Origin of the sequence: Glycomyces buryatensis (assembly GCF_004912275.1) — a bacterium.
In the GTDB taxonomy this organism is placed as follows: Bacteria; Actinomycetota; Actinomycetes; order Mycobacteriales; family Micromonosporaceae; genus Glycomyces; species Glycomyces buryatensis.
Genome location: NZ_STGY01000076.1, coordinates 66,496 through 80,017 on the forward strand (window position 1 = coordinate 66,496; position 13,522 = coordinate 80,017).

Sequence of the window (13,522 nt, forward strand, 5' to 3'; positions counted from 1 at the left end):
ATGCCTCGCAAAGCGACCGCATCGTCGACCTCGCCGCCCGGCGAGGTCGACGCGCCCCGCATTACGACCGCGTGGCGCAACCGCTTCGGGACCATCGCGAACGGACTGCTGACCCTGCCAGCGCTCGTCGTGTACGCCGGACTCCTGGTGGTCCCGGTCGGGTTCGCCGTCTACTACTCATTCACCGAGTACAACGGGTTCCCGAGTTCACCGCCGCAGTGGATCGGGCTCCACAACTATGAGCGGATCTTCCAAGACCCCGCCGGCGACCTCCACTCCTCGCTCTGGGTGACCGCCGTCATCGCCGTAGCCGGAACCGTCATCGTCAATGCCGCAGCGCTCGGACTCGCGCTCCTGCTGCGGCGCACGACCCGGTTCAACACGTTCGCGCGGCTGGTGATGTTCTACCCGCGCGTGCTCTCGGCGCTGATCGTCGGGTTCCTGTGGCAGGCCATCCTGGGACCCCAAGGTGCAGTGAACAACCTGATGGAAAGGGCAGGTCAGTCCACACTGCCGTTCCTGGCCGACCCCGAATGGGCGCTGGTGACCCTTGTCGGCGTGATCGTCTGGGCCCAGTTCGGCGTCCAGCTCATCCTCTACCTGGCCGGCCTCCAAGCGGTGTCCGCCGAGCTCCAGGAATCGGCCCGCATCGACGGAGCGAGCGGCGTCCAGGTGTTCCGGCACGTGACCTGGCCCGCGCTGGCCCCGACTGTGACTGTCACGCTCGTGACGACCGTGCTCTCGCTGCTGAAGGTCTACGACGTGGTCCTCGGCCTGACCAACGGCGGCCCCGGAGACGCCACCCAGAACTGGGCGTACGAGATCCTCGCGGTCACGTTCGCCAAGAACGACATCGGACTCGCCTCTGCGCAGGCGGTCCTGCTCGTCCTCGTCGCCGGAATCCTGTCGTTCACGATCATCGCGCTGCGCAGGCGCGCCGAAGCAGGAGCGGAGGCCATCGGATGACCGGCAAACGCATGTTCCCCAAAGCGATGCGCGTCGCCGTCGTCGCGGTGCTCTGCGCCGCCATGCTGGTGCCGATGTACATCATGGTGGTCAACGCGTTCAAACCGCAGCAGGAGATCCTTCGCTCGCCCCTCGGCCTGGACCTTTCGACGGCGACCTTCGATCACCTCGCGGCGGCCTGGCAGAGCACCGCCTTCCCGGTGATCGAAGGCTACGCCGTCTCGCTGTTCCTGGTCCTCGCGTGCAATGCCGTGGCGATCGGGGCGTCGGTGCCCGGCGCTTATGCGATCGCGCGGACGCCGACGCCGCTGTTCGCCTTCCTGCTGATGTTCTTCGTCGCCGGGATGTTCATTCCCGCGCAGATCATTCTGGTGCCGGCGATCTTCGTGCTCAAGGCGCTGGGACTGATGGGGACGTTCCCCGGACTGGTGCTATTCATGTCGGCGACGATGATCCCGTTCACCCTGTTCGTCTTCAGCGGCTATATCAGGATGCTGCCCCGGTCCCTGGACGACGCCGCTGCGATCGACGGCGCCGGCAGGCAGCGGATCCTGTGGACGATCATCTTCCCGCTCATGCGGCCGATCGTGGCGACGGCGTTCATCCTCAACACCCTCAGCGCCTGGAACGACTTCGTCAGCCCGCAGCTCATCCTCGGCCCCGGTTCGCAGTTCAGGACAATCACGACCGGCGTGTACGCGGCGGTATCGACCTACTCGACGAACTACGAGATCGTCTTCCCCACCTTGCTGCTCGCGGTCACTCCGATCCTGCTCATTTTCGCGATCATGCAGCGGCACATCATCGGCGGCCTCTCTTCCGGCGCCGTCAAGGGCTGACCCGACCATGACCACCCTTATGACAGGAGGCGATTCGATGGAACAGGTCGCGTTGCACACCCGGCTCAAAGAGGGGCGCGAGGCCGACTACGAGCAGATCCACGCGACGATCCCGACCGAACTCGACGCGGCACTGCGTGAAGCCGGCGTACGAGGCTGGCGGATCTGGAGGAGCGGCCGCGACCTGTTCCACCTCGTGGACGTCGAGGACTTCGAGGCCATGCTGGACGCCCTGCGCGACCACCCGGCCGATGTGGCATGGCAGCACCGGATAGGGGAGCTGCTGGAGAGCCCCGGTCCTGAATCCGGAGACATCGGCGGACTGCCACTGATCTGGAAGTTGCCGTGATGGTCCGCGATTTACCGCCGCGGTGACCGCGTGCGTTCGCCGTCCCGCTCAGCCCGATGTATCCACTAGTCAATTTCCGACAGGCCCCGCAATGACCGAGCGACAACTTCCGCGACCGAAGGACCTGCTGCCCCTGGTCCGCTTCAAGAAACCCGACCTCAACGCCAAACGGCGCCGACTCGCCGCAGCACACACCATCGACGACCTCCGCGCGATCGCTCAGCGCCGCACACCACGGGCGGCCTTCGACTACACCGAGGGCGCGGCCGAAGCCGAGCTCTCCCTCGCCCGCGCCCGCCAGGCCTTCGAGGACATTGAGTTCCACCCCGCGGTCCTGCGCGACGTCTCCAAGGTCGACACCGGTTGGGACGTGCTCGGCAAGCGAGTGAACCTGCCGTTCGGCATCGCCCCCACCGGGTTCACCCGCCTCATGCACACCGAAGGCGAGCGCGCCGGCGCCACCGCAGCCGCAGCCGCGGGCATCCCGTTCGCGCTCTCGACCATGGGCACGACCACCATCGAGGACGTCGCCGCCGCCGGCGGCCCGAACGGCCGCAACTGGTTCCAGTTGTACATGTGGAAGGACCGCGACCGCTCCATGGCTTTGGTCGACCGGGCCGCCGCAGCCGGATTCGACACGCTCTTGGTCACCGTGGACGTCCCCGTCGCCGGAGCCCGCCTGCGCGACAGGCGCAACGGCTTCGCCATTCCACCCGCGCTCACCGGCAAGACCTTCTTCGACATGGCGAAGCACCCGAACTGGTGGTTCGACATGCTCACCACCGAACCCCTCGCGTTCGCCTCCCTCAATCGTTGGTCGGGCACCGTCGCCGAGCTGCTCGACACCATGTTCGACCCCACGGTCGACTACACCGACCTGGCTTGGATCAAGCAGCAGTGGCCCGGCAGACTCGTCGTCAAAGGCATCCAGACCCTCGACGACGCCAAACGCTGCGCAGACCTTGGCGTCGACGCCATCACCCTCTCCAACCATGGCGGCCGTCAGCTCGATCGCGCGCCGGTTCCCTTCCACCTACTGCCTGAGGTTGTCAGAGAGATCGGGGGAGATGTTGAGGTTCACCTCGACACGGGCATCACCTCCGGCGCCGACATCGTGGCTGCGATCGCGCTGGGTGCGCGGTTCACCATGGTTGGAAGGGCGTACCTGTACGGGCTCATGGCGGGCGGTCGCGACGGGGTCGATCGGGCAGTCGCCATCCTGCGTAGCGAAGTGGAACGCACCATGCGCCTGCTCGGCGTCGCGTGCCTCGAGGACCTCGAATCCAGTCACGTCAGACAACTGCATCGACTCACACCTTGGCGTAGCTGAAACCGGGCTGCTCGCGGCCATCACGAAGAACGCCACCAGATGCGGCCCGCAGCCGGGTTCTCATCCTTGAGCAGCACACCTAGAACCGTTGATCTCGTTCAGACTGCGGTGATGGTCCATTGGAGATTGGTGCTGGACTGCGGTGCCCACAGCTTCACCCCGGAGCCGACGGTGGTGTCGCCGCCGCTGTCCAGGCAGGTGCCGGTGCCGCGGTTGATGATCTGGTAGCGGCCGTCGCCCATGCTGTTCAGCCGCCACTGCTGGTTGCTGCCGCCGTTCCACGCCGCCTGCTTGGCCGCCGCCCCGTTGGCGGTATCGCCCCAGCTGTCAGCCACCATGCCGTTGGTGCGGTTGACCAGGCGGTAGTAGCCGCCGCCGACGTCGACCAGCTGCCACTGCAGGTTGGTGCTCCCGCCGGCATTCCACTGCTTGAGCTGCGACCCGGATGCGACGTTGCCGCCGCTGTCGAGCACCAGACCGGTGGCGATGTTCGCGATCCGCGCCCACCCGGTTGGAATGGTCCCCCCACCGCCGCCGGCCAGGGCGGGAATAGCACCGGAGAAGGTCAGCTTCACCACGTACGCCAGCGCGCTGTAGGGCGCGTTAGCCGGCATCGTGATACGCAGACCGGAGCCGTCCTGGGTTCGACTGGGCAGGTCGACGTAGGTGCCGGCCGCCGAGCCGAGCAGTCGCACCGAGGTCAGGGTGCCCAGGTCGATCCGGTTCGAGTTCAAGGTGGTGATGTTCAGCGTGCCGCTGGGCCAGCCGAGCACGGTGGCGTACAGGACGCGGTTGTCCTTGGTCCGCGTGAACCTGATGTCGGTGTTGGTGCCGGCCTTCGGCTCGACGAACGAGCCGCCGCCCATCTTGGTCGGGCCCTCACCGTAGGCCGCCCACGCCCGGGTGGCATAGATCGACTCGCCGTTGCGGTTCAGGTAGGTCCCGAAGTCGTTCAGCACGTTGCGCTGCGCTTGCGGGATCTCCCCTTCGGCGGTCGGGGCGACGTTGAGCATCATGTTGCCGTTCTTACTGACCCGGTCGATGAGCTGGTGGATCATCTGCTGAGACGAGTAGTAGCTCAACCCACTGGTGTAGCTCCAACTGCCGGAGGCGATCGACTCGTCGGTCTGCCAGTACGGATACACCAGGTCCGCTGGGCCGCCGCGCTCGTAGTCCTCGACCGCGCTGGCGTTGTGGAAACCCCGGTCGAAGTGCTTGTAGGTGGTCACCACGTCCTTGTTCCACTCCACGCCCTTGTTGAAGTAGTAGGCCAGGAAGTTCAGACGCTGCTGCTCGTCGATCGAGCAGGGGCCCGAGTCGCCGTGGCAGTAGCCGGGGCTGTCGAGGGCGAAGTCGTGATAGATGATGTCCGGCTGGGCCCGGTCGATGACTTCCTTGAGCTTGTCGAACCAGAGCTGGTCCTCCTCGGCTCGGGAGAGCTGGCCGTAGAGCTTCCTCAGGCTCGGGTTGGACTGCTGCGGCACGAACCGGAAGAACCCATTGTGGTTGAACGAGTGGTGCATGGATACGAACAGCTTCATGTTCTGCCTGCGCACGGCGTCTGCGAAGAGCCCCAGCAGGTTCAGTCGCGGGCCACGGTCGACTGAGTTCCACTCGTTGATCTGGCTGTCCCACATCGAGTAGCCGTCGTGGTGCTCGGCGACCGGCCCGCTGATCCGCGCGCCCGCGTTCTTGAACAGCTGGACCCACTCGTCGGGGTCGAACTTGCCGCCCTGCGACTTCAGCACCGGTCGGAACTGCACGCGGTTGCCGGCCTGGTCGACGCCACCGTCGATGAACTTTTCGTACCCCCACTGCGTGCGGGGGTCCCCGTAGGTCGCCTTGTGGTGGTTGTTGATGCCGGTGCCGTCGTTGTACATCTCGCGGCCGTACCACTCGTACTCGTACTCGGGCGTGGTGAACGCCCCCCAGTGCCAGTAGATGCCGAATTTGGCGTCCTGGAACCACTCCGGGGCTGCCGGGTGTTGGTCGACCGACTCCCAGGTCGGGATGTAGCTGGACGGGCCGGCGGTAGCCCAGCCGGCGCCGGCTTGCAGGACTCCGGCGGCCGCTGCGGCCCCGGCGGCTCCGAACTTCATCAACTGCCTGCGTGACAGCTCTGGCATCACAATCCTCCTCGGGGGCTGCCCGAACATGATCCGAGCGCGTGATATCGACAATAGTCTATAAACTGTATGATGTATGATGTATGAAAACAAGCCCCCTCAAGAAAACTTGCCCCTAACCTCCCTCATCCATGAGGTTTGAGAGTGTTCTCCTGTCTATCGGTTTTGGTTGCGGGGCAGGGTAAACCGTCTTGGGGTGGTTTGGTGTGGGCTCTGGCTCCATCGCAGGCTCACCGAGCCCGCGCGGGGCGCAGCCCCGGAGTGGACGGTGGAGGCGTCCTCGCCGAACGTGACATCCTGGATGTAGTGGGAGGAATTCTCGATCCCCCACTGGCCGCGAACGAAGGCGGCGAGTTCGGCCGGCGTGGTCTGGTGGACATCGAGGCTGGTGACGGCGTAGTCGGAGCGGCGGCTCTCCTTCTTCCCGGTCTCCTTGCGGCGGCGGTGGATCCGGATGGCGAGCATCGCGGACGAGAAAGCGATGCCTTCGAGGTTGTCCGCTATCGCCATGGTCTTGATCGAGCGTGACTCGGTCCGGCCGTGTCCGGTCTCACCGGCCCCGACGCGACCTCGGGTCGGGGCCGGCATCGAGGTAGGAACGCAGGTCGGCGATCCGGCCCGAGTCGAGCGGCCCCAGTTTCGTGAGCACGGCAGGGATCGGAGAGGATACATCGGCAGGCACGGGCAGCTTTCGTGATCGTTTGGCTTCAGCACCACAATGATCACGAAGCCCGTGTCTGCCTTGCTATGCGCCCCAGCCTGTTCCGGTCAGGCTCTTCGCACCACCACCGAACTCGACCGGCTCTGGCAGGGCATGGTCAGCTCCCTCGCGCGGTGAGGATGGGCTGGAAGAAGCCGCTGCTTTCACTGGTCCTCCATTCCAGCTCGGCGAACCCTGCCTCAAGAGCGAAATCGGTCAGCTGCCGCCGGGTGAGGGCCCAGTAGGTGGCTTGTCGCACCTGGACGGACCAGTCGGGGCCGTCGGCGGTGAGCTGGAAGTGCTCGAGGTCGTAGTGCTCGCCGTCGTCATGCCAGTCCCACAGCTGGAACGTGATGGTCTTGCCGCGGGGCGAGGTGGCCAGCTGCGGTGGGGTCGAGGTGGGCCGCGCCTGCAGGATCTCGTCGTAGGGACGGGTGCTGAGCACGAGCAGGCCTTGACTGCGCAGGACGCGCCGCATCTCGGACAGAGCCGTGCGCACGTCTTGCGCGCTGAGCAGGTGGGGAAGCGAGTTGTCGGCACTGATCACGACATCGAACTGCTCGTCAGCGAGCGGAAGATGCCGCATGTCCGCCGCTGCCGCGGCCAGGGAGACGCCGCGAAGCGCCGCTTCGCGGACTGCACGGGTGACCGCCGAGACGCTGATATCGGTACCCGTGACACGGTGGCCCCGGAGTCCGAGCGCGATGGCCTGTGTTCCGATGCCGCACGAGCAGTCCAGGACCGTGGCGCGTCCCAGGCCCAGCTCGGTCCGGATCACCGCGTCCAGGGCTTCTCCCTGCCGCGCCATACTCGCATCCCAGTCCGCATAAACGAGGTGGTAGTCGGCGGCAAGCTGGTCATAAAAGCGAGCGGCTGGAGACACTTCAGACATGGGGCCAGGCTAGCGGCTGGGTCGTTCACAAGCGATCGCTAATCGACACGATCACGGAACTTGAACGAGCCCTGGTCAAATGACCCCTCATGAGCATGGCCGATGTCCTAGCGGATGATTCTTCCGAGATCACTTGCGATGCATGTGAAGCAACTCGGAATCTGGTAATCGGAAGAAGGCGTTAGATCATGAGGCTGACCCAGACTGAGGTGGGATTCTTCGACGACTACGACGGGGAGGAGGTGCTTGAAGTCGGGCTGCAGGGGACAGGAGAATCTGGATCGCAACGATCGTTTTCGATCCAGAGGTCTACATATCAACCAGATGAGCAAGATGTGCAAAATGGAATGGATTCTTACTGTGTTTCCACGGAACGTGGGCTCACGCTGTATGGCTGCCTGAGCAGCGTATGTATCGGAGATTCACTCCTCACCCTGGAGTTCAGGGAAGAAGATGCAAGGATTCTTGGATCCGAGATTCTTGTCGAATTCGAAATAGGCAAGTCTGACGAATCGAGGATTGAACGAGCAGAACTTGCCAGGAAGCTCCGGGAAGTTCTGGATTGGGGAGCGGAAGATAAACGACCAGAACTTGTTGGCTTTGACGGATGAGGTGCGTAACCTCGGCGAAGTTCTTTGTTCGCGTCGACTGAGGCTTCTATCGCGTTTCGTGGTCTTGCCGGGGTCGTAGACGGGGGCGCGTTGGGTGTTGCGGCGGCCTTTGGGCCGGCCGGACCCGGGTCGGGACGGTTTCGGTGCACGGGCTGGGCTGCCCAGCTCCTGGCGGAGGTTTCCAAACCCGCGGCGCACGCGCGCCGGCGTCAGCTTGCCGGGCTCGGCCGGAGCTTCCCAGGGCAGGCGCAGATCGGCGACAAGGGTGCGGGCGAGTCCGAGCTGCGCGAAGACGGCGATGACCAGCCAGGTCCAGACATCGGCCTGAGCGGGCGTCCGTGGCCTGGGTGTGGTCCATCCGAGGGTCTGCTTGAGGTACCGGAACGTGTGCTCGATGTCGAAGCGGCGCAACCATGCCGCCCAGATCCCATCCAGCTCGTCCTCGGACAGGCCGGCGGCCGAGGTCCACAACCACACCGGTTTCGGACTGCCATCGTGTGGCAGATGGTCGACGGTGATGCGCGTCAAGGTGCCGTCGAGGACCGGCAACTGGGCGCCGGCGTCGATCCAGGCGGCCCGCTGAGTCAGCCGCGGATGCAGCCGATCCCACGACCGGGCCTCCAACCTGCCGTAACGAGCGGTGTCGCAGGCAGTGGTATACACCGGCGCCTCCCAGGAATCTGGTTCGGACAGTCGGTGTATCGCCCGTGCTTCGGTGGCCGCCCGCCCCGCCCACCGGCCGCGGCCTGGCGGTCCGGGCGGGCATAGAACACCCGATCCGACCGCACCCTGGCGGTGACGGTGACCGGCAGATCGCGCAGGCGCCACGCCAAGCGGGCCGCGTCGTATCCGGCGTCGGCGACGATCAGGATCGACGCGTCGCCGTCGGTGTGCTGTCCGGCGGCGATCAATCGCTCGACCACCCCGCGCACCTGGGCCGCCGTCACCGCTTGCACATCGTTGTCCGGGCCGATCCTGGTTGCGTCCAGGAGCTGCGTCCATGACGAAGCGCCCGATTCCAGCGCCGCCACCATCGAGTATGGCCATCCGGGAATGAGCTGGTCGGCTGAGCGGCCGCGTCCGTAGACATGGCAGAACAGGCGGTCGGGGCTGCGGTTCGCGTCGGGGCGCAGCCAACTGGTGACATCCACTCCCAGCACGATCCTGCCGCCGACGCGCCCGATCGGTTGGCCTGCAAGCAGATTCCCGAGGCGGTCAGCATCGACCTGGCCGGCCCCGAGCGCGTCATAAAGCGACCCGTGCCCGCGCCGGAACACCCCGGCCAGAGACAGAGCCGGCAGCGAGGTCACCGGCCCGGGACTGCACAGCAGCGCATCGGACAGCTCGAACAGCGTGTCCGCTCGCGCGGTCAGGCACTCATAGAACCCGGCGCGAAACGCCTTCAGTGCCCCGGCGCCCGCAGCGGCGCCTGGTTCAGAGAGAATAGACAAACGAAGCCCTTGCTATATGGATGTTCTTGCGTCGCAACAAGAATCATCAAGCAAGGGCTTCGGTCATACTCAAGCGGGGCCACTTGACCAGCGCCGCAGGTTAAAAGACAAGCTTAGGCATACCTAATAAGAACGCGTACCGAGTCGCACAGGGCGTTGCGCCGTCCCGCTCGCCTGTTTCCTGCGCTTGCGTGGCAACGAGAGGCGAGGGGGCGCGAAGCGTGCGCCATTCTGCCAGCTGGAACCGGGATCAGCGAGGCGGAATACCGGCGGGATACCGGCAGGAATTCGGCGGATCTCCACCGCGCGCTCCCGCCGGAATGCGGTTCTGACCACAGGAAACGCCGGTATGGGCGATCCGCGGCTTGCGGGGTTCGCACGCCGGTTCGTCGGCTTCGCCGCCCTACGATGGCACCATGTCTGACCGAGGGTTCGACGCGCGAAGCAGTCTCCGTCCGCTCCGGCTGCGGGCGATGATGACGCAGGAGGAACTCGCATTGAAGGCGGGCGTCGGCATGCGCACCGTCCGCGACATCGAGTCGGGAAAGGTACGGCCGCAACCGAAGACCCTCCGGCTGCTCGTCAAGGCACTGGGACTGGGCGACCAGGACCGGGCGCTGCTGACCGACACGTCGGGCCGCGAACTGCCGGTGGCCCGGGAGCTGCCGCGCGAACTCGTCGCGTTCGCCGGCCGGGAACGGCATCTCGGCGAGCTCCTCGCCGCCGTCGACGACGGGGCCACCGTGGTCGGCGTGCACGGCATGGCCGGCGTCGGGAAGACCACCCTGGCGGTCCAGGCCGCCCATGCCCTCGCCCCGCGGTATCCGGGCGGCCAGTTGTTCGTGGACCTCCACGGCTTCACGCACGCCGACGGCCCCAAGCCGAGCCTGGAGTCGGTGCTGGCGCGGGTGCTGCGGTCCCTGCACCTGGACAAGCGGGACCTCCCCGCCGACGTTGACGAGCTCGCCGCCCTGTACCGCAGCGTCCTCGCCGGCCGCCGCGTGCTCCTGGTGCTCGACAACGCCGCCGGCGCCGAGCAGGTGGAGGCACTGCTGCCCGGGACGGCGGACGGGCTCACCATGGCCACGAGCAGGCACGACCTGGCGTCCGTGCCGGACGTCGTCTCGGTGCCGCTGGAGCCGCCGCCGATGCGCGAAGCGGTCGCGATGGTCAACGCCGCCACCGCGGGCCGGGCCACTGATGCCGAGGCGGTCGCGATCGCGGAGCGCTGCGCCCGCCTGCCCCTGGCGATGGGCCTGGCGACGGCACGCCTGCGCAGTCGTCCATTGTGGCGCGTCCAAGACCTTCTCGAACGGCTCGCGGACGAGGACCGGCTGCTCGACGAACTCGGCACCGACCACCGCAGCGTCGCCGCGGCGCTGCGCGCCTCCTACCGCGAACTCGATGCGCCCCACCGGCGTCTGCTGCGGCGGTTGAGCCTGATTCCCGGCGACGATGTGGACGCCCACGCCGCGGCCGCGCTCTGCGACGTCGAACCCGACCGGGCCGCGGCGATGCTGGAGTCGCTCGTGAACGTCCATCTCGCCGAGACCCGGTCGTCCGGACGCTACCGGCTGCACGACCTGGTGCGGCTCTTCGCATCGCAGCTCGCAGGCTCCGAAGAGGACCGAAGCGAACTCGACGCGGCGTTCGGCCGGCTGCTCGACGTCTACGTGCACTTCGCGTACCAGGCGGCGAGCCAAGCGGTGTCGCCGTACCAGCGGATCTTCGCCGAGGAGCTGAAAGCGCACGACTTCGGCCTGCCCGGCTTCGCCGACCAGGACGGCGCCGTCTCGTGGTTCCGGGCCGAACGCGAGAACCTGGCGGCCACCATCGTCGCGGCGGTTCGCGCGGAGCGGCTCGAATCGGCCTGGCACCTGGCGTCCGCCTTCAGCGCGTTCCGCTGGTACGACGGCGACACCGAGCATCAGCTCGCCATCAACCGGACCGCCTTGGACATCGCCCGCCGGCTCGGCGACGAACTGAAGCAGGCCCACTCGCTCGGCGACCGGGGACGGCACTTCACCGTCGCCGGCAGGAGCGCGGAGGCGATCGACTACCTCAGCTGGGCCGCCGCGCTCAGCCGGAAACTGGGCGACGTCGCCGCCGCGACATGGGCGCTCAGAAACCTCGGTATCCTCTACCGGCAATCCGGACGGTTCACGGAGGCGCTCGACGTCTACCGCTCCGCGCTTGAAGTCGCCGAGACCGCCGCCGACACCACGGCGATCCTGCACATCCGCTCGAACATGGTCGTCCCGCTGCTGCGCCTCGGACGCCTCCAGGACGCCGAACGCTGCCTGGTCGAGTCCGAGCGGCTCTTGGACCCCGGCGACGAGTACAACACCAGTCGGATCGAGAACTTCCGCGGGATCTTCGCCCGCGAGAAGGGCGATCCGGCCGCGGCGCTGGCGATCCACACCGCCTGCCTCGAACGCTGCCGGCAGAACGGGTTCCGTGAAGGGTTCACGCCGGTGCTCATCGAACTCGGTGAGGATCTGCTGCGGCTCGGGCGCGGCGCCGAAGCCGTCGCGCACCTGAACCAGGCGCTCGAACACGCCGAGGACCTGTCCTACCAGTCGCTTGAGCGCTCCGCCCGAAACGGCCTCGGTCGCGTGCTCACCGCCTCGGGCCGCCCCGAGGAGGCGATCGGACACCACGAGCGGGCGGCGGCCCTCGCCGAGTCCCAACAGGACGCTTACGAGCTCGCCTGCGCCCACCACGGCCTCACCGACGCCCACCGGGTCCGAGGCGACCTCTCGGCCGCCCGGGAGCAGCTGCGGAAAGCGGCCGCCGGATACGCGCAGTGCGGCGTCCCCTCGGTGCTCGCCGAGCGACTCCACCGGGACTTGTAGCCGGGGTCTTCGCTCGCGCACGCGCGCAAGCGAAGACGCCCAATGGTCCACAGTAGATCGGGTACTACTCCTGGAGGTAGTCCTGCGCAAGGTCGTGACTGCTGCGCCCGGTCGGGGGTCGGAAGACGATCATGAATAACAAATCCTCGCGAACAGATCGATTCGAACACACCAAGAGTGCCCGCTCGTCAGATCATCGACCTCGCGCACCTGACTGACCAGCATCCCGAAACTGGCAAGCCGGGCCCCGGCCGCAGGCGCGAAGATGATGGCGGAGTGCTCCTCATCGGGTTTGCGGCGGACGAATCTTCCGACCGCTTGCCGGAAGAACATGTCGGTCTGCGTCTTGGTGGCATATACACCGACCGCTAGACGGGGGACGTCCACCCCTTCGGACACCATTTTGACGGCGACGAGCCAGCGTCCTGTGCCGTAGCTTGATGGCTGGCTTGGCGGAGGATTCGCTTGATGGTGCTGATGTCGACGCCGTAATCGCGGGCGAGTTTTGCTTGAGTTACGCCGGCTGACGCGTATGTGTGAATGATGGTGTCTCGTTGGTTGGGCATGAGGCGGTTGGCGGTGGCTTGGGGTCGGTTGGAGTTGCCGTGGACGAGGCGTTTGATGGAGCGCACGCTGATGCCGTATTTGGTGGCGAGGTACTTCTGGCTGGTGCCGGCGTTGAAGGCGGTGACGAGGTCGTCTCGATCGGTGGGGGAGAGTCGCTTGCCGAGTGCGCGTGGGGGCGCTGGTGGATACGCGACGGCGGGCTGGTTTTCGGGGGAGTCGGGGGTCGAGGGGCCGGTTTCGGGGCCGCGGGTGGGCAACGGGCCGGATAGGCGTTTGAGGAGGCCGTCTAGCTGGGGATTCAGGTTCGAATAAGCGAGTGTTAGGTCGACAAACGGACACCGGGAACATGACTCATGTTCCGGGTGTTTTCGTATATGCACGGTAAGGTAGCGGTGCTCTCGGATGACAAGGCCATATCGTCTCAACCGGTCGGGTACGTGATGCCCTGCCCACATTCTCAGTGCAGCCGACCGAGATGCTACGAGAGCTCCTTAGCGAACCGCATTTGGAGGTGGATGTGGACCGGCGCGCAAGGCCCGATACCAACTGAGGAACCAGAAGGCGGCGATATCGTGCGAATACGGTCTGAGTTACATCGTCTAAGTCCCGACCAACCCCTGTGGGTGCGGGGCTCTCAACTGACCCCTCAGTGAAGGGTCGCCAGTTCGCTGTCCGGGTTCGGCTTCGCCCTCCTGGTTCGGCTTCGCACTCCTGAGCGCACCCCTGCTGACCGCGACCATCGGCGGGCCCGAGGCCGTATCGACGATCACGATCACGATCACGATCACGATCACGGGGACCCCCTGCAACGTCGCCGTCCTTGTCGTGCTCAACCA

The 13,522-nt window shown here is 66.2% G+C and carries 10 protein-coding genes and 2 pseudogenes; 6 read left to right on the forward strand and 6 right to left on the reverse strand.

The features are described 5' to 3' along the window. The 4 genes from FAB82_RS23550 to FAB82_RS23565 all read left to right on the forward strand — a co-directional run bounded on the left by FAB82_RS23550 (position 1) and on the right by FAB82_RS23565 (position 3,484). Positions 1-966 (forward strand): carbohydrate ABC transporter permease, encoded by a 966-nt coding sequence (locus FAB82_RS23550; RefSeq protein ID WP_136537011.1) that lies wholly within the window; start codon positions 1-3, stop codon positions 964-966. After that, positions 963-1,805, forward strand: a complete 843-nt coding sequence (locus tag FAB82_RS23555) for a carbohydrate ABC transporter permease (RefSeq protein WP_136537012.1) — start codon at positions 963-965, stop codon at positions 1,803-1,805. The genes FAB82_RS23550 and FAB82_RS23555 overlap by 4 nt, the downstream gene beginning before the upstream one ends. Before the next feature lie 37 nt (positions 1,806-1,842). Beyond that, positions 1,843-2,154: an L-rhamnose mutarotase gene (locus FAB82_RS23560; protein ID WP_136537013.1), complete on the forward strand. Its 312-nt coding sequence runs from the start codon at positions 1,843-1,845 to the stop codon at positions 2,152-2,154. A gap of 91 nt (positions 2,155-2,245) precedes the next feature. After that, complete coding sequence (locus FAB82_RS23565) at positions 2,246-3,484, forward strand: alpha-hydroxy acid oxidase (RefSeq protein WP_136537014.1); 1,239 nt, start codon at positions 2,246-2,248, stop codon at positions 3,482-3,484. A gap of 98 nt (positions 3,485-3,582) precedes the next feature. On the opposite strand, the gene FAB82_RS23570 is transcribed toward FAB82_RS23565, so the two are convergent. The 3 genes from FAB82_RS23570 to FAB82_RS23585 form a co-directional block, all read right to left on the reverse strand. Next, positions 3,583-5,610 carry an alpha-L-fucosidase gene (locus FAB82_RS23570; protein ID WP_136537015.1) on the reverse strand — a complete coding sequence of 676 codons (2,028 nt, stop codon included), beginning with the start codon at positions 5,608-5,610 and terminating at the stop codon, positions 3,583-3,585. Positions 5,611-5,766: 156 nt separating this feature from the next. Next, on the reverse strand, positions 5,767-6,120 hold the full coding sequence (locus tag FAB82_RS23575; RefSeq protein WP_211116807.1) for a transposase: 354 nt from the start codon (positions 6,118-6,120) through the stop codon (positions 5,767-5,769). 308 nt (positions 6,121-6,428) lie between these two features. After that, positions 6,429-7,202 (reverse strand): class I SAM-dependent methyltransferase, encoded by a 774-nt coding sequence (locus tag FAB82_RS23585; protein WP_136537016.1) that lies wholly within the window; start codon positions 7,200-7,202, stop codon positions 6,429-6,431. A 188-nt stretch (positions 7,203-7,390) separates the two neighbouring features. Between FAB82_RS23585 and FAB82_RS28700 the strand changes: the two genes are divergently transcribed. Then, positions 7,391-7,813 carry an Imm10 family immunity protein gene (locus FAB82_RS28700; RefSeq protein WP_136537017.1) on the forward strand — a complete coding sequence of 141 codons (423 nt, stop codon included), beginning with the start codon at positions 7,391-7,393 and terminating at the stop codon, positions 7,811-7,813. Between the two features lie 18 nt (positions 7,814-7,831). Here FAB82_RS28700 and FAB82_RS28705 read toward each other — a convergent pair. Further along, positions 7,832-9,264: pseudogene (locus FAB82_RS28705) on the reverse strand (NF041680 family putative transposase); the annotation flags it as partial. A gap of 416 nt (positions 9,265-9,680) precedes the next feature. Here FAB82_RS28705 and FAB82_RS23600 point away from each other — a divergent pair. Beyond that, positions 9,681-12,119, forward strand: a complete 2,439-nt coding sequence (locus FAB82_RS23600; protein WP_136537018.1) for an ATP-binding protein — start codon at positions 9,681-9,683, stop codon at positions 12,117-12,119. A 252-nt stretch (positions 12,120-12,371) separates the two neighbouring features. Here the strand turns inward: FAB82_RS23600 and FAB82_RS28710 are convergent. Beyond that, positions 12,372-12,557: pseudogene (locus FAB82_RS28710) on the reverse strand (ATP-dependent helicase); the annotation flags it as partial. Continuing rightward, positions 12,488-12,943, reverse strand: coding sequence for a hypothetical protein (locus FAB82_RS27285; protein ID WP_168801747.1), 456 nt, complete (start codon positions 12,941-12,943; stop codon positions 12,488-12,490). The pseudogene FAB82_RS28710 and the gene FAB82_RS27285, both read right to left, overlap by 70 nt. Positions 12,944-13,522 lie beyond the last annotated feature (579 nt).